The sequence below is a fragment of the Microcoleus sp. bin48.metabat.b7b8b9.023 genome, from assembly GCF_013299185.1.
Taxonomy (GTDB): domain Bacteria; phylum Cyanobacteriota; class Cyanobacteriia; order Cyanobacteriales; family Microcoleaceae; genus Microcoleus.
In genome coordinates this window covers 50,322-70,666 of record NZ_JAAFKG010000026.1, presented here as the reverse complement: position 1 = coordinate 70,666, position 20,345 = coordinate 50,322, and the positions used below count along the sequence as shown (strand labels likewise).

The 20,345-nt window shown below is 46.7% G+C and carries 15 protein-coding genes; 6 read left to right on the top strand and 9 right to left on the bottom strand.

The window, feature by feature from the left end:
* Nucleotides 1-82: 82 nt before the first annotated feature.
* The 3 genes from QZW82_RS16335 to QZW82_RS16325 all read left to right on the top strand — a co-directional run bounded on the left by QZW82_RS16335 (nucleotide 83) and on the right by QZW82_RS16325 (nucleotide 5,469).
* The gene (locus tag QZW82_RS16335; RefSeq protein WP_293149917.1) at nucleotides 83-1,516 is read left to right on the top strand and encodes a transposase; all 1,434 of its coding nucleotides are present in this window, start codon (nucleotides 83-85) and stop codon (nucleotides 1,514-1,516) included.
* Nucleotides 1,517-1,607: 91 nt separating this feature from the next.
* Entirely contained in the window at nucleotides 1,608-2,789 is a 1,182-nt protein-coding gene (gene sat / locus QZW82_RS16330) for a sulfate adenylyltransferase (protein WP_293149915.1), read from the top strand.
* A gap of 475 nt (nucleotides 2,790-3,264) precedes the next feature.
* Nucleotides 3,265-5,469: a caspase family protein gene (locus tag QZW82_RS16325; RefSeq protein WP_293149913.1), complete on the top strand. Its 2,205-nt coding sequence runs from the start codon at nucleotides 3,265-3,267 to the stop codon at nucleotides 5,467-5,469.
* 257 nt (nucleotides 5,470-5,726) lie between these two features.
* Here QZW82_RS16325 and QZW82_RS16320 read toward each other — a convergent pair whose 3' ends face one another.
* The 3 genes from QZW82_RS16320 to QZW82_RS16310 all read right to left on the bottom strand — a co-directional run bounded on the left by QZW82_RS16320 (nucleotide 5,727) and on the right by QZW82_RS16310 (nucleotide 8,540).
* Nucleotides 5,727-6,287 (bottom strand): Uma2 family endonuclease, encoded by a 561-nt coding sequence (locus QZW82_RS16320; protein WP_293149911.1) that lies wholly within the window; start codon nucleotides 6,285-6,287, stop codon nucleotides 5,727-5,729.
* Between the two features lie 267 nt (nucleotides 6,288-6,554).
* The gene (locus QZW82_RS16315) at nucleotides 6,555-7,856 is read right to left on the bottom strand and encodes a valine--pyruvate transaminase (RefSeq protein ID WP_293149909.1); all 1,302 of its coding nucleotides are present in this window, start codon (nucleotides 7,854-7,856) and stop codon (nucleotides 6,555-6,557) included.
* A gap of 417 nt (nucleotides 7,857-8,273) precedes the next feature.
* Nucleotides 8,274-8,540 (bottom strand): hypothetical protein, encoded by a 267-nt coding sequence (locus QZW82_RS16310; protein ID WP_293149907.1) that lies wholly within the window; start codon nucleotides 8,538-8,540, stop codon nucleotides 8,274-8,276.
* Nucleotides 8,541-8,915: 375 nt separating this feature from the next.
* Here QZW82_RS16310 and QZW82_RS16305 point away from each other — a divergent pair, with 375 nt between their 5' ends.
* Nucleotides 8,916-9,749: a Tab2/Atab2 family RNA-binding protein gene (locus tag QZW82_RS16305; protein WP_293149905.1), complete on the top strand. Its 834-nt coding sequence runs from the start codon at nucleotides 8,916-8,918 to the stop codon at nucleotides 9,747-9,749.
* A gap of 1,021 nt (nucleotides 9,750-10,770) precedes the next feature.
* On the opposite strand, the gene QZW82_RS16300 is transcribed toward QZW82_RS16305, so the two are convergent.
* On the bottom strand, nucleotides 10,771-10,977 hold the full coding sequence (locus QZW82_RS16300; protein ID WP_293149903.1) for a hypothetical protein: 207 nt from the start codon (nucleotides 10,975-10,977) through the stop codon (nucleotides 10,771-10,773).
* 207 nt (nucleotides 10,978-11,184) lie between these two features.
* Between QZW82_RS16300 and QZW82_RS16295 the strand changes: the two genes are divergently transcribed.
* Nucleotides 11,185-12,057, top strand: coding sequence for an S-methyl-5'-thioadenosine phosphorylase (locus tag QZW82_RS16295; RefSeq protein WP_293149901.1), 873 nt, complete (start codon nucleotides 11,185-11,187; stop codon nucleotides 12,055-12,057).
* An 89-nt stretch (nucleotides 12,058-12,146) separates the two neighbouring features.
* On the opposite strand, the gene QZW82_RS16290 is transcribed toward QZW82_RS16295, so the two are convergent.
* Entirely contained in the window at nucleotides 12,147-13,373 is a 1,227-nt protein-coding gene (locus QZW82_RS16290; RefSeq protein ID WP_293149899.1) for a tetratricopeptide repeat protein, read from the bottom strand.
* A gap of 76 nt (nucleotides 13,374-13,449) precedes the next feature.
* On the opposite strand from QZW82_RS16290, the gene QZW82_RS16285 reads away from it, so the two are divergent.
* Nucleotides 13,450-13,944 carry a WbuC family cupin fold metalloprotein gene (locus QZW82_RS16285; RefSeq protein WP_293149897.1) on the top strand — a complete coding sequence of 165 codons (495 nt, stop codon included), beginning with the start codon at nucleotides 13,450-13,452 and terminating at the stop codon, nucleotides 13,942-13,944.
* On the opposite strand, the gene QZW82_RS16280 is transcribed toward QZW82_RS16285, so the two are convergent.
* The 4 genes from QZW82_RS16280 to QZW82_RS16265 all read right to left on the bottom strand — a co-directional run bounded on the left by QZW82_RS16280 (nucleotide 13,909) and on the right by QZW82_RS16265 (nucleotide 20,319).
* Nucleotides 13,909-14,049: a hypothetical protein gene (locus QZW82_RS16280; protein ID WP_293149895.1), complete on the bottom strand. Its 141-nt coding sequence runs from the start codon at nucleotides 14,047-14,049 to the stop codon at nucleotides 13,909-13,911. The genes QZW82_RS16285 and QZW82_RS16280 overlap by 36 nt on opposite strands.
* A 131-nt stretch (nucleotides 14,050-14,180) precedes the next feature.
* Nucleotides 14,181-14,669 (bottom strand): hypothetical protein, encoded by a 489-nt coding sequence (locus tag QZW82_RS16275; RefSeq protein WP_293149893.1) that lies wholly within the window; start codon nucleotides 14,667-14,669, stop codon nucleotides 14,181-14,183.
* A gap of 260 nt (nucleotides 14,670-14,929) precedes the next feature.
* Nucleotides 14,930-16,717, bottom strand: a complete 1,788-nt coding sequence (locus QZW82_RS16270; RefSeq protein ID WP_293149892.1) for a PAS domain-containing sensor histidine kinase — start codon at nucleotides 16,715-16,717, stop codon at nucleotides 14,930-14,932.
* Between the two features lie 518 nt (nucleotides 16,718-17,235).
* On the bottom strand, nucleotides 17,236-20,319 hold the full coding sequence (locus QZW82_RS16265; RefSeq protein WP_293149890.1) for an MASE1 domain-containing protein: 3,084 nt from the start codon (nucleotides 20,317-20,319) through the stop codon (nucleotides 17,236-17,238).
* Nucleotides 20,320-20,345 lie beyond the last annotated feature (26 nt).

Below are 20,345 nucleotides of genomic sequence, written 5' to 3'. Positions count from 1 at the left end.
AGTCGGCAAATTGCTATTGTAGGTGTTGCGTTTTTGGGATACACCAAATATATTGTGGTCAGGTCGAAAAAAGGAAGTTTCTATGCAACTAACGTACAAATACCGCCTTAAACCCACAAAAGCCCAGTTAGCAACGATTTCAAATCATCTAGAACTCTGTCGCCGACAATACAACTACCGACTCGGCGAAAGATTTAGATGGTGGGAGTCCACGAGAACATTCGTCAATGCCTGTCCCTTAACTGCTTCTATAGTTCCTGTTGAAGAGATTTATCAAAATATTCCTTTAAGGAGGGTGCAAACTAGGGATGGTAGAAAAAAAGATGAATCAGGCAATCCTTTCACTAGAAAAGGGGACATTTTCTCAAATATTGAAGGTGGATATGTACAATGGCAAACCATTCAGTTAGCCGACCTGAAAAATACTAAAAAGCTATTCCCTGATTACAAAGCTTTAAGTTCTCAGGTTTTGCAGGATGTAGTCAACCGAGTGGAAACTTCCTTTTCAAATTTCACCACGCCTGACAAAAATGGCAATCGTAGAGGTAAGCCTAAGTTCAAAGGATTTCACTACTACAAATCTTTCACTTATCCGCAATTACATAATTTAGATATCATCAAGGATGAGCAAAATAGAATTTGTGTGAACCTAGCCAAAATAGGTCAAGTACCGATGGTATTCCATCGTCCAATACCAACCGGATTCACGGTTAAGACGGGGACAGTCGTCAGAGAAGCAGACGGGTGGTACATCTCCCTGACGCTCGAAGACAAGGCGGTTCCCGTGACGGTTGCAGAAATTCAACCGACTGATAAAAACACTCTTGGTATTGACTTGGGGATAACAAATTACGTCTATCTTTCCAATGGGGAAAGAGTAGAAAATCCTAGATTTTTGAGGAAATCTGCGGAGAAATTAGCTCATCTTCAGGCGAAACTAGCGTCGAGAGTTAAAGGTTCTAAACCTTGGCAAGTTATTAAAAGTAAGATTTCTAGGCTGCATCAATTTGTAGCAAGGGCGAGACTTGACTTTCAATTCAAAGTTGCACATGAGCTGTTTGGCAAATGCGATGTTTTGGTGGTTGAAGACTTGAGTGTCAAAAATCTAACTAGACGTGCCAAACCTAAAACCGATATCGAGGATGGCAATTTAGTTTACTTGCCGAATGGCCAATCAGCTAAAAGTGGCTTGAATAAATCAATGCTTGATGCTGCTCACGGTCAATTTGCTAGTGTTCTTAAGTATGTCGCTTGGAAATCGGGTAAAAATGTTTTGTTCGTCGATCCAAAAGGAACTTCCCAGTATTGTTGGAATTGCCTCAACAAAGTGCCGAAAGAATTGTCAGACCGATGGCATTCTTGCCAGTGCGGAGAATCTTTCGATCGAGACGAAAACTCAGCTAAACTTATTAGAAAGGTTGGTCTGAGTTATCAAAGTGGCGGGGGAACTCCGTCACTCAAAAAAGCCTTTGCAAAAAAGGAAAAAGAAGCCTGCGGTCCAACGGTACTCCGTTGACCGTCAGGTTCGTTCACAAAATAATGTAGATTTACTGTCTGGGCTTGGTACTATGTATTCTGGCAGCTAAAACCACCAACTTCAAATAGACATGAGCCAGCATTCAGACCGCATTGCCCCTCACGGCGGCATCCTGGTCAACCGCATTGCTACACTAGACCAAAGACAAGAATTTTTCGACAAAGCAGAGTCCCTGCCGCGAGTCCAGCTTTCAGATCGATCGATCTCTGACTTGCAAATGATCGCAATTGGCGCCCTGAGTCCTCTCAAAGGGTTCATGGGAGAAGCTGATTATCGATCGGTAGTCAAAGAAATGCGCCTCTCCAACGGTCTCCCGTGGTCGATTCCCATCACCCTTTCCGTCAGCGAGGCCGTCGCCGACACCCTCACCGAAGGCAACCTAGTCCGCCTCGACTCCCCGGCTGGCGAATTTGCCGGTATCTTGGAACTCTCAGAAAAATACCGCTACAGCAAAGAAGAAGAAGCCCTCAACGTCTACCGTACCGACGACCTCAAACACCCGGGCGTCCAAGTAGTAGACCAATCCGGGCCAGTTAACCTCGCAGGCGAAGTTTGGCTGCTGGAACGCGAACTAGATGCGCGGTTTCCGCAATACCAAATTGACCCGGCGAAATCCAGAATACTGTTCAAAGAAAAAGGATGGAAAACCATAGTTGGTTTCCAAACCCGAAACCCCATCCACCGGGCCCACGAATACATCCAAAAATGCGCCTTAGAAACAGTAGACGGATTATTTTTGCACCCGTTAGTCGGGACAACTAAAGATGATGATATCCCTGCTGACGTGCGGATGCGCTGCTACGAAATTCTGCTAGATAAATACTATCCAAAAGATCGCGTAATTTTGGCAATTAATCCGGCGGCCATGCGCTACGCCGGCCCCAGAGAAGCAATTTTTCACGCTTTAATTCGCAAAAACTACGGCTGCACTCACTTTATTGTCGGGCGCGATCACGCTGGAGTTGGCAATTATTACGGCACCTTCGACGCCCAACACATTTTTGACGAATTTGAGCCGTCTGAATTGGGAATTGTGCCGATGAAATTCGAGCACGCTTTCTATTGCAAGGTGACGGAACAAATGGGTACAACTAAAACAAGTCCCAGCACTCCGGAACAACGGGTGCATTTGTCAGGTACAAAAGTGCGCGAGATGCTGCGCGCTGGAAAATTGCCGCCGCCGCAGTTTTCTCGACCCGAAGTCGCCGCCGAATTAGCGAAGGCTATGAATATTTTCAGTTACGAGATTTAAGTCTTGAACTTTGGTATTGGTGGCATTCTGAATTGTTTTGAGTTTGGGGTTTTGAGTTTTAAATTGTCAAATTTAAGCTTGAAACTCAGGGTGCATCTGATTTTTGAAGAGGGCTAAGCATGACCGCATATAGCAATCCTAAATAATTTCCATAATTGTTGTTGTAGGGGCAATCCCCCCGTGGTTGCCCGGATAGTGCTGGGGTAGGCACGCACCATCCACTAGCCCTACAAATCTTCATGAATGATTTAGGATTGCTATATAAGTTATTACTGAATAATCTCATATTGACCGAGGTCATGCTTCGCCCCTACACACATATTTGCTTGCCCACAGATGTACCCAAAAATCAAAAGTTAAAACTTAAAAATTATCTTAAGAATTAAGGATCCCAATCTAATTGAAATCCCTTAAGATGAGGATTGAGCGGTATTTAACTTGAAATTGAAAACATAAAATTCAAAACTCTTTAAAAATGGGACTCAAGCGCCGGGAATTTTTGCAGCAAGCTGGCCGGGTGTTGGCCGCCATCGGAATCAGCGAGGCTGGATGGTTGCGGTTGGGCTCGTGCTACTTGGAAGCTTTGGCCCAGCCAACAGCGCGTAAATTGGCTTTGTTGGTGGGAATCGATCAATATTCAGAGTCGCCGCTGCACGGCTGTGTGACGGATGTGGAATTGCAGCGTGAATTGCTGGTATATCGGTTCGGGTTTGCGCCGTCGGATATTCTGACTTTGACTGATGCTGGCGCTACCAGGGAAAATATCGAGACGGCTTTTGTAACTCATTTGAGGGAACAAGCAAAACCGGGTGATGTGGTGGTTTTTCACTTTAGCGGCTGCGGTAGTCGAGTTAGTTTTGGGGACTCTCCGGGAAAAATGCAAAACAGTTTGGTGCCGGCCGATGACGTGGTACCGCTATTACCAAACGGATCGGTCAACGATATTTTAGAGGAAACTCTGTTGCAGTTGGTACGATCGCTCGCCACAGAAAATGCGATCGCCATCCTAGACACCAGTCACACCTATCCAGGTTTTCTCAAAAACGGCAACTTTCGCATCCGTTCCCGTCCGCGCCCCACCATCGGGCAGCCAAGCCTCGCAGAATTAACGTTTGCCCAAGGTATCCAGTCTGGCAAAAACAACGGTTTTGCTCTGCTGAGTGCGGCGGCCAATTCCCAAATCGCCGGGGAACAAGAGTGGAACGGATTTACTGCGGGTTTGTTTACCTACGCCCTCACCCAAAGTCTGTGGTTAGCGACTCCGGCTAGCAGTTTCAGCGTCAGTTTTAGTCGGGCGGCGGGCGCAGTCGAGCAAATCGCGGGGTTATCCCAGCAACCGCAAATTCGCCGTGACAATTTAACAACCGCGCCGGCGCTGAATTTTGCCACAAGTTTAATGTTAAATTCCGCTGCTGCTGATGGGGCTGTGACGGCGGTGGAAGATGGCGGCAAAACTGTGCAGTTGTGGCTGGGCGGGTTGTCGGCGGGGGTTTTGGAGTGCTGCGAGGGTTCGGTGTTTGCGGTGGATTCGTCGGTTAAGTCGATCGACAGCGATTCCCTAGAGGATAGCAGCTATACTTCACGATTGTTGCTGCGATCGCGCACCGGTTTGTCTGCGAAAGCTCAAATATTAGATAAGCTCGATCGTACACAAGGGCAATTAACAGCCGGCGATTTAGTGAGGGAAGAAATTCGGGTATTGCCGCGAAACATCGGTTTAACAGTAGCTTTAGACTCTGGTTTGGAAAGAATCGAGCGGGTGGATGCTACCAGTGCTTTCGCAACAGTGCCGCAAGTTTCAGCCGTAGGAAGCGAGCAACCTGCCGACTTTCGGTTTGGGAGAGTCCCGGAAACCGTTGTCGCTCAGACTCCTGGGGCTTACGAGCCTGCTTTGTATCAAGGGCGCTACGGTTTGTTTTCTGTCAGCCAAATGCCGATTCCCGACACTCAGGGCGACGGGGGAGAAGCGGTTAAAGTGGCGGTGCAGCGGTTGATTCCGCAGTTGAAAGCATTGCAGGCGGCGAAGTTGCTGCGCCTGACTGTCAACGAGACATCTTCGCGGCTGAAGGTGCGGGGGGTTTTAGCAACTCTGGCGCCGCAAGCCCGGGTGATGGTGCAGCGGGAGTCGGTGCGGGCGAGTGATGATTATCGCTTCGAGCCCCTGAGCGCGGAAAGCGAGAAATCTAGTAACTTGGGTATACTAAGTGTGCCAACGGGCAGCCGAGTTCAGTACAGATTATATAACGAGAGCGATCGCCCGGTTTATGCTGCGGTGTTTTCCTCGGATACTGCCGGAAGGTTGTTGGCGATGAATTATCAGCCTGAAAGTAATGCTGGTGCGATGTCAATGGCGATCGCCCCTGGGGATAATTTGAGTGTCCCGGTGGCTGGGGCTTTGGGCTTAGCCGTGTCTGGGGCTTTAGGTTTGGCGGAGACTTTGATTATAGTTAGTGAGAAATCGTTCGATCGCACTTTAGCTGCAATAGCAGCGGAAATGCAGCAAACAAGGGATACTTTGCCAGTGATGTTGTTGAATCCTTTAAATGTGGCGCGGGCGGTGTTGGAAGATTTGCACGCGGCTAGTATTCCGGGCGTGCAGAAACTGGGGATATCAACGGATGATTTAGCTTTGGATGTGAATGTTTGGGCGACTTTAAGTTTTGTTTATCGGGTGGTTTAGTTTGGGGAATTGGGGATATTTTCTGCAACTATAGCAATCCTAAATCAGGGAGCATCTCATTTTTGGAAAAAGCATTTTTTCTTTGAGTGCGAGCGTCCCCGCTCGCGTATTGTACAATACGCGAGCGGGGACGCTCGCACTATATAATTCCGATACTACCGGATTGGATATCATTTGTACATTTCTTACTCCCTCCCCTTAATAAGGGGAGGGTTGGGGTGGGGTAAAAAACTTTACGACTCCTGAAAAAACCGCAACTATCCGAGTATGAAATCGACATTGACTTCCCAATCAGGAAATGCTAGAGGCGAAACTTGTTGGCCGCGCCAAAACTTTTGGATTAAACTGTAACCGTTGGGTGTGGGCTGGCGGTATACTTCCAAGCATTGTGCTTCTAAATCTACCAGCCAAACCTCTGCAATTTGCGATCGCGCGTAAATGGGAACTTTCACATCTCGATCGCAATCCACCGTACTGTCAGAGACTTCTACCAACAGAAAAACTTCTGATGGTGTAGGATGTGCCGCTGAATAATAATCAGCACGGGGTTGTAGAAATACTACATCAGGTTGAGGTTCAGTGCGATCGCTCAACTGAACAGGATTTTGGATAGCAACAATCGCTCTTGTTTCGGGAATTTCAGCCGAGAGTCTGTTGAGGCGGTTGACACATCCGGCGTGGCGAGTTCCAATGGCTGCCATTTGTACAAGTTCTCCTTCAATCAATTCTACGCGATCGCCCTGGGAAAAAATACCAGCTTTACCCATTAAATGATATTCTTCCACAGTGAGTAATCTTTTGATTAATTGCACTGCCATAACTACCGTGCCTCTAATTATATTGATTAAATTCTAGTCGATCGAAGAGGGAAGAGTGAAGAAGGAAGAAGGAAGAAGGAAGAAGGAAGAAGGAAGAAGGAAGAAGGAAGAAGGCGCTTCTGGTTCAATATCAAATCTACTTTTCATCATCCTGTATTAATCTCTCTTTTCTTTCTTCTCTCTCTGTGTCCTCTGCGCCCTCTGTGGTTAAATCATTCCGATTCAAAAGGTTCGTAGTGCGGACTTCAGTCCGCTAATAAAAACAAATTAAGATTGATAAACCTTTTCCACCAGTTGAGCCAAACGTTTCATCGCAGTTTCAATCTCATCATTTGTCGCAGTCAAACTAATCCGCAAACACTCGTGCTTGTGCTGCCAATCTTCCCGCAAACCGGGGAAAAAAGAACTTCCCGGCACAACTATTACCCCGACTTTTTTCAATTCTTGATACATTTCCCAATCAGTCATTGGCAAATCTTTGAGCCACAACCACGCAAAGATTGCTCCTTCGCCTCGATGCAAGAACCAGGGCAAATCCTTCGGCATTGCGTGTTCTAAAGTGCTTTCAACAACTGCAAATTTGCTTTGATAGTACGGGCGAATTACGTTGAGAGAAATGTCAGCTAGGGCGCCGGACTTAATGGCCCTAGTTGCGATCGCCTGTCCGTATCTCGGCGAGTGAATGCACATATTGGTCTGAAAAGATTCTAAGGTTTTAATGATTCCTTCATCGCCGATCGCAATTCCGATTCTTTCACCCGGCAATCCGGCCTTCGACAAACTCATGCAGTGGACGATATTGCCGCCGAAAATCGGCTTCATTTCAGTAAAGTTCAAGGCGGGGAAAGGAGGCCCGTAGGCGGAATCGACTAACACCGGCACGTCGAAAGCGGCTGCTAAATCTGCTATTTTCTGCACTTCGTCGTCGGTGAGGACGTTTCCCGTGGGGTTGCAGGGACGGGAAAAGATGACGCAACCGCTGGTTTCATCGATCGAAAGTTGACTGAAATCCGGGCGATATTTGAATCTGTGGGCGGCTGCATCAATATCTAGGGTGGGTTTGCAGGCGATGACTGCTTCGGGAATTAGGCTCACGCCGCCGTAACCGGTGTAGTCTGGACTTAACGGAAGGACGATCGACTTTAGGTTGCGGATTTGAGATTTCGGATCGGAAGTGTCGGCGAGTGGTGCGGTGTAGCCTCCGAAAGCGTTGGCTGCGTAGAAGTAAATTGATTGACTTCCCGGAGTAATTAAGATGTTGCGATCGGTCAAATTGAGATTGTAACGCTGGTTAAAATCGGCCAAAACTGCATCGATAAACGGCTGATAACCTTGGCTGGAACCGTAGCGACAAACAACTTCGCCGTATTCGGGGCTCGATAAAAGTTCCGCTGTGCAATCGCGCCACAACTGCTCGACTTGCGGCAATATCACGGGGTTTCCGGCGCTTAAGTTGATAAATTCCTGCCCGTGGCCGGCCCTGAGTGTTTCAATAATATCTTTCATAATTGCCCGAACTCCTGTGAGTTGGGACATTTGAGTGCCAAATTGTGTGAGGGCAGGGTTCATGATGCGGCGAGGATGATAGAGGTTGATGGTTTATCAAAAACTTGGGTCTAAAACCCCGTCCTTATAGGACGGCTTTTCCCGTCATTAACTAATGTAACATAGTCTTGACTTTGGTGCCAATCAATTCTACTCTTAAAGTAGATTTTAAGGATTAAGTATCTTGCTGCAAAGCGAAGAAAAATCGTAATTAAAGTCAATTACAAACAACATAAAGATAGAGCTTTGTTCATGGTACGCGGGGACTCCGCGAAACCAGGGATTTTTTTAAATCCCTAAACGCTTGAGGAGCTTGTTGTAAGACAAGGATAGCAGCCCACCTTTTAAGGCAAAAGGATTGCGCCCAAGAACCCGCACGCTTGTGCGGGATATTAAGATCGAAATGTCTTAAGAATCTCCGTACCTTAAGATCGGGGAGTGTCAAGATAGCTTTTGTGCGATCGGTCTCAGGATAGGATTGATGCTGTAAGCGTTTGAAACACCCGCTGCGGGGAAACCCATAAATCCCGCTCGGGGATTGAAACGGCGGCGGATCATAGGGGCTTTAATTCCCAGCCCACAGCGGGGAAACCAATAAATTCCGATCGGGGATTGAAACACTTGCCACGCAATGACACCTTCCGGCTCGTAAGCGCGGGGAAACCAATAAATCCCTATCAGGGATTGAAACACATACATGTAGGCCATGCCACGGTTCTCGAATGGCGGGAAAACCCATAAATCCCTATCAGGGATTGAAACACAGGCTTCCACTTAAGTGATGCCAGCTCCTTACTCGCGGGAAAACCCATAAATCCCTATTAGGGATTGAAACTCCGCCTTTCGTACCACACCGCCGACACCAAAAACCGGAAAACCCATAAATCCCTATCAGGGATTGAAACGGAAGATGGTAGCCATTCTCTAGGAATTTCGGGGCAAGCGGGAAAACCAATAAATCCCGATCGGGGATTGAAACGACGGTAAAACGTAAGCCCCGGCGAGAAAACCGCAAAATCCCGATCGCCAATCCAAACCAGATTAAAATAATCGAGTCAACTTGACTTGATTTTTATAACTCCCATGCGTATTTGGCAAGCCGATTTCTACCGCCGCCCTCTCCGAGACGAAACCGGCAAACCATTGTGGGAACTCCTCATCTGTGACTCGACACAAACATTTCAATTTAGCGCCCTTTGTCGCCAGTCGGAAGCCAACTCCCATTGGCTAGCCGCCCAATTCCAACAAGCTCAAACCCAGAAATTGCCCGACACAATCCAAGTATTTAGACCTCAGTCTCTCAGCTTAATCGAAGCTGCGGGCAAAGTTTTGGGCGTCAAAGTAGAAGCAACTCGGCGCACCGCCGCCCTGAAAACCCTGCTGCAACAACGCGCCCAAGAATATTCCAGTCTGCCTAATTATACTAATGAAGCTTATCGGGCGATCGACCTTGAGACACCACCACCCATCCCCCTACCCGAAAATCTCTGGGGCGATGGCTGGCGTTTTGCATCCCTACCCGCCGGCGACATCCTAGAAGCCTTCCAAGGGCGTCCCATCCCCATCTTAGAAATGCCCGAATTGCTATTACCCCTGAACTTGGGTTTAGCCTCAACAGTACCCGTCCCCGGAGTAGTAATTGACGGCGGGCGACAGTCAATGCGCTTAGCTAGATGGCTTCAGGAAGCCAAACCCTTCGCCTTGAACTATATCGCCGGAGCTCCCGACGGATTGATTTTGGAAGCTGGATTAGCCGATAGATGGGTTGTCGCCACCTTTGAAGATAGCGAAGTAAAAGCCGCCGCCGAAACTTACCAACAGCGCAAACAATCGAGTAAAGGATTGCATTTCCTCTTAGTCCAGCCCGATGATAGCGGCATGACTTATACAGGGTTTTGGCTGCTGAATTTTAATTAATAATAGTAATCCTAAATCTTTAAGGTACGTTGTTGGGCTTCAGCCCTCTTTGGGTGTGTCGCCGCGCACAATCTCTAGCTACCTACCGACAATCAAGGGAGCGACGCACCCGATCGCAATGGTACGATCGACAAACCAAACATTTATTGTGTTGCTAGGTACGTTGTTGCAATTTTTGCGCTCTTTCCTAATATTCGCGTATAGCGCTGAAGCGCAACAACGTACCTTTGTGCATTTGTCCTTTCGGTAGTAATCGTAGGGTGTGTCGCCGCACACAATCTCTAGCTACCTACCGACAATCAAGGGAGCGACGCACCCGATCGCAATGGTACGATCGACAAACCAAACATTTATTGTGTTGCTAGGTACGTTGTTGCAATTTTTGCGCTCTTTCCTAATATTCGCGTATAGCGCTGAAGCGCAACAACGTACCTTTGTGCATTTGTCCTTTCGGTAGTAATCGTAGGGTGTGTCGCCGCACACAATCTCTAGCTACCTACCGACAATCAAGGGAGCGACGCACCCGATCGCAATGGTACGATCGACAAACCAAACATTTATTGTGTTGCTAGGTACGTTGTTGCAATTTTTGCGCTCTTTCCTAATATTCGCGTATAGCGCTGAAGCGCAACAACGTACCTTTGTGAAGTAGAGCTTACAAGCATGAAAAAAATTTGCTAAGCACAAATTTTGTGGTGCCGAGCAAAACCGAGGTTGTTTCCTCAAATCTTGTCGGTGCGTCGCTACGAGATTTTGAATCTTTTTTAGGGATTATTCATGGCGACACACCCTACAAACACTTTTGGCTGCTGAATTTTAACTTGTAATAGTTAATGCCGAATCCTGGACATCCGCAGCCAGTCAGACTGTAAAAAAAACGATCGCCCTTTCTAGCTGCGGACAAATGAAACTATCCGAGATTATCTTATTTTTTGTTTCAAAATTCGATCGCCAAAATCAGATTATCACCCGCAACAAGAGCCAGCAGATACAGACTGAAGCATCCTTTTAAGGGATCTATCTATTCCACAACCAGAATCAATCCATCTTGGATGCCCTGATGCACTCGGTTAATCTGACACCGATCCTTTTCGTTGAGACGGTTTGTCGAAAGCATTGCAGACTTCAGCAGCCGCCTGTCGAGAGGCGTAATTTGGCGGAAAGCAAAGATTCGTTGGACGATCGCCTCGATCGCGATTTTAGGTACGCTAGCAGAACTGACTGTCATTTTTTTAACACCCTGAAAATAGATAACAGAACCCTGTACCTTTATTTTTAAAGATTTTGTAAAGATACATTGTGATTAAGATCATACATATCTTGTGACAAAACAGTGTATAAACGATTGCAATCGCTATAAAAATTAAATTATTTTAACGCAAACTTAACAATAGCTCGATAGAATCAATGTTGTAAAACTGAGGCAGAGGGTAAAATGGCACAGGCAAAAATCGGCATTATCGGCGGCAGCGGTTTGTATAAAATGGAGGCCCTCAAGGATGTTGAAGAGGTAAAAATTGATACACCTTTTGGCGCGCCATCTGATGCAGCCATTGTGGGAACCTTAGACGGTACGCCCGTTGCATTTATGGCCAGACACGGCCGCAATCACAGTTTTTTGCCCTCGGAAGTGCCGTATCGGGCAAATATTTATGCCATGAAGAGTTTGGGAGTTGAGTATTTAATCTCAGCGTCGGCGGTTGGTTCCCTGAAAACAGAGGCCAAACCTTTAGATATGGTAGTGCCAGATCAGTTTATCGATCGCACAAAAAATCGAGCTTCTACATTTTTCGGAGAAGGAATAGTCGGTCACATCACCTTCGGCGATCCGATTTGCGGCGAATTGGCTAAAGTGTTGGTAAGTGCGATCGAATCCTTGAACCTCGCAGACGTTTCCCTGCATCGCGGCGGCACCTACGTCTGCATGGAAGGCCCCGCATTTTCCACCAAAGCAGAATCAAATCTTTACCGCAGTTGGGATGCGACAGTCATCGGGATGACAAATTTGCCGGAAGCAAAATTAGCCAGAGAAGCAGAGATTGCCTACGCAACTTTAGCATTAGTTACCGATTATGACTGCTGGCATGAAGAACACGATAGCGTAACTGTAGAAATGGTAATCGCTAACTTGCACCGCAATGCCGAAAATGCCCAAAAAGTAATTCAAGAAACAGTCCGCAGACTAACAGAAAATCCCCCCGTTTCTGACGCACATTCCGCTTTGAAATATGCAATTCTGACTCCACTGGACAAAGTACCTCCTGCAACTAAGGAGAAAATGGGTTTGCTATTGCAGAAATATTTGTAGTTGCAATAGTTTAGGTACGTTGTTGCGCTTGGGCGCCGGATTTAGCGCCCAAGCGCAACAACGTACCTTTTTTTAGACAATTACAATTATTAACCGATCAACTGCTTAAAGGTATCGTGTTCGCGAATATTCTCTAAATCAGCTTCAGTTTTTGCCAACTCTTTACACAAATTCGGATTGAGATTCAGGGCGCGCTTTAAATTTTCAATTGCTAAATCTATTTTACCTTGGAGCGCATAACATCGGGATTTATTGTACCATATTCTGTAAAAGTCAGGTCGAATTTTAGCAGCATTGTCGTAGGACTCGATCGCCGCTTCGTACTTTTGCAATTTGGACAGTGCCACGCCTCGATTGTTCCAAGCGTCAGTATAATCTTTTTTGACTTGTAGAGCTTGATTGTACGAAATTACTGCTTGTTCGTACTCCTGCATTTTGGAAAAGGCAACGCCTCGGTTGTTCCAAGCGTCGGCGTAATCGGGTTTAGCTTGGATGGCTTGTTCGTAACAGCCGATCGCCTCCGGGTACTTCTGCAACTCCAACAATACCACACCTCGGTTGTTCCAAGCATCGGGATAGGTCGGGCGAAGTGTGGTAGCTTGTTCGTAGGAGGCGATCGCCTCTGGATACCGCTGCATTCGAGTCAGCACAACTCCCCGATTGTTCCAAGTATCCGCTAAATCCGGCTGAATTTGCAGTGCTTGATTGTAAGCTGCGATCGCATCTTCATAGCGGTTTTCAAAGAAACAAGCATCTCCCTGTTTTGAATAGTCGGCCGCCGTCAATAACTGTTGATAATTGCCGTAGTTAACCGGAGCAAATTCTTGAAGTTGAGCATCCGGGAATAACAAATCTGTGTCTGCATCGGCTGGGTGACTTTGGTGTTGAATTTCACCTAAGATACTTTCAGCATCGGAAATTAATAGTTTTAATTGAGAGATGGTATCGTAGTGGAGACTTTCGATTTCTTGGCGAGCAATTGTTGTCTGCTTGGACAATTTGCCCAACAAAAACCAAACAATGACTCCGGCTGCTGTCGGAAACAAAGTTAAGGCAATTACCAACCCATTCAGCATTACTGCCGTGCGCCCAAAAGCAATGTCCACTTCTTCTTGAACTCGATCGCGAATTTCGTCTTTGAGTTGCTGCTGGGGCAATTCCTGCTGAATTAAAAGTCCCCCAGCCCTCACTTGGGATGCAGAAACGGTACTGGCGCAGAGTAAAATAGTCAAAAGGGCGATCGGGCTAAGAGTTGTTCTAAAAATACTTGACAAACGCATTGCCTTAGTGATACGCACCTGATTTGCGATTTTCATATGTCAAGAAATGCTGGTAAAGATGATCTCAGCCTAGCCGATTTGTTCAAAAACTATTAAATACAGGATATCTGTTGTGCAGCCTTCTCCGATTAAGTGTTTGACGCAAGAATTGCTAGACGAAGTTGCAGCTTCGTCTCGCAGCAATCCCCGCGGGCGACAAAACTACAATTTCCACGACGATTTGTCAGAAAAGGTGCAGCGGTTTGTCAACGTGGTGCAAATGGGTACTTACGTGCGCCCTCACCGGCACCTGCGCGCCCCGGAAGTTAACGGTTTTGAGTTTTTTGTGGTGATTCAAGGAGAAGTGGGTATTCTGATTTTGAACGAAAACGGTCAAATTTTGCGATCGTTCCGAGTTAGCGCGATCGGGCCCACTCGCGCCGTGGAACTTCCAGAGGGTACTATTCACACGTTGGTAGCTTTGGCTGCGGATACTGTGATTTTGGAGTTCAAGGAAGGGCCCTATGAGGTGGCGGCGGATAAAGACTTTTTGCCCGATTTTCCGGCTGAGGGTACTGAGGCGGCGCGGGAATTAGTCGGGATTTGGGAAGCGGAATTTAAAAGTTGACAGTTGACAGTTGACAGTTGACAGTTGTAGGGGCAGTGCCCCCGTGCCTGCCCTCTTAGTTGACAGTTGACAGTTGACAGTTGACAGTTGATAGTTGGCGAACAAATGACTAATGATATCACGTCCGGTCGATTACCATAACAAAAACCGTTCGTAGTGTGGACTTTAGTCCGCAGTATGTTGCGGACTAAAGTCCACACTACGAACCTTACTTATTGCCGACTGCTGACTAATGACTAATGACTAATAAATCTAATTGTTGTCATCCGATTGTATAAATCTGGGGCGGTGCGAATGATTTTTCTGAGAAGTTCATCTGTTACCCAAAAGATGATGGGAAAGGAAAATTTTTTACTGAACTCGCTGCATACTAGGTTGGTAGAACTTAGCAATCGATCGATCGGCTCCACTGACTCCAAACCGAGGATCATTAAAGCTGGAGGCTTTGCACCGTCTACTTCTGCTGCGATTGTCGCGTAGAGAGATGTCGCCGATTTTGGCACAAACAGTTGCTGCGGTTTCTGGGTGCAAGTTGCTTGGAGGCGATCTACTATTTGCTGCCGCAAAGCCAGGGAGTTGCAGTGGACTAAAACGAAAGAAAAGTAACCTTGAGAAAGACGGATAGCCCGAACTAAAGTTGAGAACGACCGCTCGTTATATTTGGCTGAGTCGTACCTCGCTGGATCGTTTTGATCTGTATTTTCTGAGCTGTTCTCGGCAAACATAAATAGCAGTTCTGTTCTCTAGTTTTAGGGATTTTCTATATTAAATGATGTTTATAAATAAAATATGAAGATCGATCAAAAAAAATTGGAAAATATGCCGGCGATTGTACCACTGTTTGAAATTAACATCAATAGTGCGATCGACAGATTTTTCTGCACCCGAGCTAAACGGATATAATACAATCAAACCCAGCAATGAAATGTAGTTAAGAATACAAAAAGATTATCCGCGCTCCAATGTAGTTAAGAATACAAAAAAATTATCGGCTATTTTCAGCTAGGGGCAAAGTAAACCAAAAAATTGCCCCTGTACCGTGACTGCTAATTACCCCAATTTGCCCGCCGTGAGCGCCAATAATTTGCCTGCACAGGTATAAGCCCAAACCCAAACCGACGGAGTGTCTGGATTGATTGCCCCTAACGTAAAGGTCAAAAAGATGTTCGCACTGTTCCGGCAATATTCCCACTCCGTCATCTTCAACGCTACAGTAAATCATACTATTTGGGTAATTGGGAATTGGGAATTGGGAATTGGTAGTTGGTAATTTTCCTCTTGTTTGTTTAGTTGAAATTAAATTTATTGTATTTTCTTCTGGACTAATTAGTTGAGCTGAGATTTTTAATTTTAGTCCGGGCAGATTGTGTTTCAAAGCATTGGAAATTAAATTAGAAAAAACGCGCCACAACTGAGTATAGTCAGCATTGACTGCGGGCAAATTATCTGGCACTAAATTTGTAAAAGTAGCTTGAGCATCATTGATTAAAGGCTCCAAATCTGCCGCCGCAGCTTTGACTAGCGCTCTCAAATCTACCGCATTGCAGTGGATAACTAAACCGCGCAATTCCCCAGCATGAACTTCCAAGAGCGAATTTATTAACCGCAATTGCTGCTCGCTACCTTGAATCATCCGCTCCAAAACAGAACGGGGAATTGCGATCGAATTCCCCGTTTTTGTCTGCCAATTTTTCAGCACCATTAACATTCCCGCTACCGGATTTCGCAAGTCGTGTGAAAGAGCATGAATAAACAGCCGCTGCGATTCTTGGGCCTGTTTGCGCTGCGTGATATCCTCAATTAAACCCTCATAATAAAGCACGGAGCCGCTGCTATCCCGTACCACCCGCGCTTTTTCGGAGATCCAGACAATACTGCCGTCTGAGCGATAAATTTGCGACTCAAAATCCGATACTGTGTTGCTTTCCTCGATCGATCGCAAAAACTGATTTCTGCGTGCCGGATCGACATACAACTGTCGCTCAATATCAGTAAACTTTGCCGTCACTTCTTCCGGGGAATCGCAGCCGTAAATCCGCGCCAAAGCTGGATTAGCCGTAATGTAGCGCCCCTCGGGAGTGCTTTGAAAAATTCCCTCGCCCGCATTCTCAAAAATGCTGCGGTACTTCGCCTCAGCCACTTCCAACTGCTGGTAAGCAGATTCCAACTCGCGCCTGGTACTAAACTCTTTCCGTTGCAGGCATTCGTACCAATAAACCGACAAATCGCAGATCAAACAAAACCAAAACAAATATAAGTAAAACCCGCTCAGCCGAAAAGTAGTATACTTCGCAAAACTTAGATTTAAAATTAAATTTATGCCAACGTGGCAGAACAAAACGCCGAGCTGAGAAATCAGGTGAAGGCGCCAGCGGACGGGCATCAGTGTCGCTTGGGTGAGAAACGCTAAACTCCAAGTTAAAAGTGGTAAGTCTCCGATTTTTGCTGCGGCTAATCCAAGCTGTACAACGACTGTTAACGACCAGGAAAAACCTAAAAATAGTAAACCGGGATAGCGTTGTCCGATCGAGGTTTTTTGCAACACCAAACAAGTCAGCAAGCCAAGTTGTACAGCAGCGCTAGTGTACAAATAAACAATTTTAAATTCCCGGGGAGCGAAGATTGCTTCGCCCAGAAGATAGACAATTATTGTGAAGGCAAAAAAGATGGCAATTCGGACAGCAGGGCTCAGTCGATCGCGCAGGAAGCGATCGCGCCACACCTCGTAAACTGTTAACGCCTGAGCTGATTTTTCATGGCCAGGATAGAACATATAGCCTTTCTCACTAACATGAGGTACGAATAGGGCATGGGGCATAGGGCATAGGGCATAGGGCATAGGGCATGGGGCATGGGTATTGCCCGCATACCTCACTTTTTTTGAGAACCGCTGTAGGATTTTGGATTTTGGATTTTGGATTGAAGATTTGAAGATTGAAGACTAAATAATTGAAGATTGAATAATTGGGTTAATAGCGATTGTCTGAGTTGAATTTGCCCTCAAATGGATACAAGCGCCCGACTGTTGTCGTGTCAAAATTTTAGACTCAGAGTTAAACCTCCCATACCAATTTAAGGGCTCGCACTTGGGCTAAGGTACGTAGTTGCGCTTCAGCGCTCTTTACAAATATTGGGAAAGAGCGCTGAAGCGCAACTACGTACCTAATTTGTCTGACGACAATAAAACCGCCCTGCTTATCAAGGGGGGGTGCCAGGGCGATCGAGATATGTGCAGCCTCATCAAAAATTGGTACCACATTCATCTGTCAAGTAAATTAAAAATCTCAAATCTCAAATCTCAAATCGACTGACAGTCGGTAGCGAAAACCAGAAAGTCGAGCCACCTCCGGGAGTGCTTTCGACGCCGATGAAGCCGCCGTGAGCTTTGATAATTTGCTTGGAGAGGTAAAGCCCCAAACCCAGCCCTGTTAATTGTCGGCTATTGGGGTCTTGAACGTAAAGTTCAAACAGAGATTCCCGCTGTCTAGCGCTGATTCCCACTCCATTGTCTGTTACAGTGCAGCGAACCATTTTTACGGTAACATCCGGCAATTTGCTGCTGTTATTGCCAAGTTGACCCTGATAGCGGGGCAGTTGGCAACTGCCATCGAGGTGAAATTTGGCCCGGGTTTCTTGATTTTTTGGGGTGTCGAACATCCCCGTGCGATCGCCCGCAGCAGATGACAGGTTAGGGATACAGCGGGCGACGAAATTATTTCGGGAGGTGAAAACCTGTGTATTTTCTGCAAAAATTAGTGCTTTTTCTACTTCAATTACCTCGGCTTTAAAAGTTATATTGACTCCCGGATGATTGTGCTTGATAGCATTGGTTAGGAGATTTTCTAGAACTCGCTGCAAGTGTTTGCTGTCGGCATTGACTTGTGGCAAATCTGCGGGTATTTCCAAAGTAAAAGTTGCTTGATTTTTTGCCAGCATTGGTTCTAAATCAGCAACAATTGCGGAAGTTAAAGACTGCAAATGCAGCGGTACTGTATTTAGGACAATACCTTGAACTTCGCTAGCGTGAGCGTCGAGTAAGGCATTAACCATTCTCAACTGGTGTTCGCTAGCTTCAACGATCCGCTTCAAGATCGATCGCGAAACCGCAATATGCTCTAGAGAGTCAGAGGCCGATTTGTTGAGCAAATTTTTCAGCAGGATTAACATTCCCATAACTGGAGTGCGGAGATTGTGAGAAACTGCGTGCAAAAATAAATCTTTCAGGCGATTGCTTTCTTGCAGTTCGTGCATTTTTTGCTGCAATTGGCGGGTGCGTTCCTCCACTTGAGATTCCAAGTTGGCATTGAGATCTTTTACTTGCTGCAAAAGTTTGGCTTGCTGGAGGGCGATCGCGACTTGGGTAGCCAGTTTTTCTAATAAATCAATTTCAAATTCTTGCCACTGGCGGGGCCCAGAACACTGGTTGACGGCCAAAATCCCGAACAATTGTTCCCCCAGAAAGATCGGCACACTTAAGGTCGCCCGAATTTGATAGTCGCTGTACAATTTGGCAATGATGTTGCTGACTTGCACCGTAGCAGTATCGGAGACAACTCGAATGAGGTTGTTAGCATAAAAAGCTTTCTGCTTTTCGATAAAACTTTCGTCAGCGAGCACCCATCCGAGAAGAGAAGGACATTCCACAGCGACAGACTCAGCAACAACTTTACCGCGCAACGGGCTGGCCAAATTTGCCCCGCCTCCGTCCATAATACCGATGAACACCCGGTCTGCCTTGAAAAATTGCCGGACTTCGGCAACAGTAGTGTTGAGAATTGCTTCGAGATCGAGGGAGTGGCGAATTCTCAGGGCCATTTCTGAGAGCAACCGATCGCGCTCCGAGGATGTTCGCAAAGCAGCTTCTGTGCGGTGGCGATCCGTAACGTCTTGGACTGTGGCGGCGATGACATTAGAATTAATTGCCGACTGTTCGCAGACAGTGCGCTCAGAGCCGTCGGCTAGTAAAATTCGGTAGTTAATGCAATAGGATTTGCGCTCAAATATCGCTTGACATTGCGATCGCGCCACCAATTCTCTATCATCTGGATGTACCGCCTGCAAAAAAACTTCTGGTGTTGGTTTCACAGTTCCCGGAGCCAAACCCAAGAGGCGATAAAGTTCATCCGACCACCGCAATTCGATATTGGATATATGATGTGCTGCGGCTTCTGCACAGTTGGTAGTTGTGGTGACGGCGGCGCAATTTAAATTTAAATCCCAATTACCCAATTGAGCGATGCACTGAGCGTTAGCTAAACTAGCGTGAGCGTCGCGCAACATGGCCGCGGTTCGGTGTACCTCAACCAGAGCTTGCTGGCGTTCAGCGACAGCAGCAGCCAACATCAGGGCGACAATGGCGATCGTAGCAGTAAAAGCTTGTAAAAATAAAACCGCCTGTTGCAAATTTTCGCTTTTGACCAGAAACGGGCCGGCTCCCTGCACAGCTCCCAAAATTGCGATGCAAGAGACGATCGAATAAGCAAAAATTGCTCCCTGCTGTTGAAACCGCAGGGCAGCCCAAACTATGAGAGGAAAAGGCAAATATTCCAGCGGATAAAGAGCACTCGCCCCCTTTGTTTTACAACAAAAAACCAACCAACTCACGCTCAAAAGCAGAGTAAATAGAATGAGTGCTTCTAAATAATCAGCAATTAAAAATATAATTTTATGGCGAGTTTGGGGTTTATTTGATACGGTTAAATAATGAGCAGTTAACGATTGATAATTAGCAATTGATGATTCATAATTGGCAACTGGCAATTGGCACTTTAGCCAGTTAAACAATGATAAAAAGTCAGTAATAATCGGAGGATTTATGGGAGATTTAAAACTTTTAATAGCGTGGTGTAAAGTCAGCAACACTGGCGTGACAATTAAAATTCCCATGCCGTCTCCGAGCCACGTAGTCCACCAGTTGCGAGAGAAATTGCTCCACTGAGCCCAACCAAAAAAGCACGTACCCAAGTTGCCGAGTGCAGAACCGAGCAAAGTAGACCCGATGACAGCGCCCGCCACCAAACCCAGAACATCTCGCAGTCGATCGAGCTTAGTACAAAATCCGATCCGCGCGAGCACAGCCTCCCCAGCCAGTGCTTGCAGGGTGACGCTAAAAGCCGATGTGACAATCACGGCGGAGGGTATACCTGCGGCGAAGGTAGAGTTTAACAGTACCGAACCGAGGGCAATTCCCGGCCACATCCGTCGCCCTTGTAGCAACACTGCCGCCAGCGCAATGCCTGCGGGTGGCCACACGGGGGAGGCTTCGGCTTTCACCAGTCCCAGTACGGACGCTGCGAGTTTTCCGGTGACAAAGTAGGCCAGGGCCAGGATGCTGGCGTGCAGAAGGGGTCGAGTCCGGCGGTTGAGCAGTTTCATTTTTGTGCGATCGAATCCTCCATTGC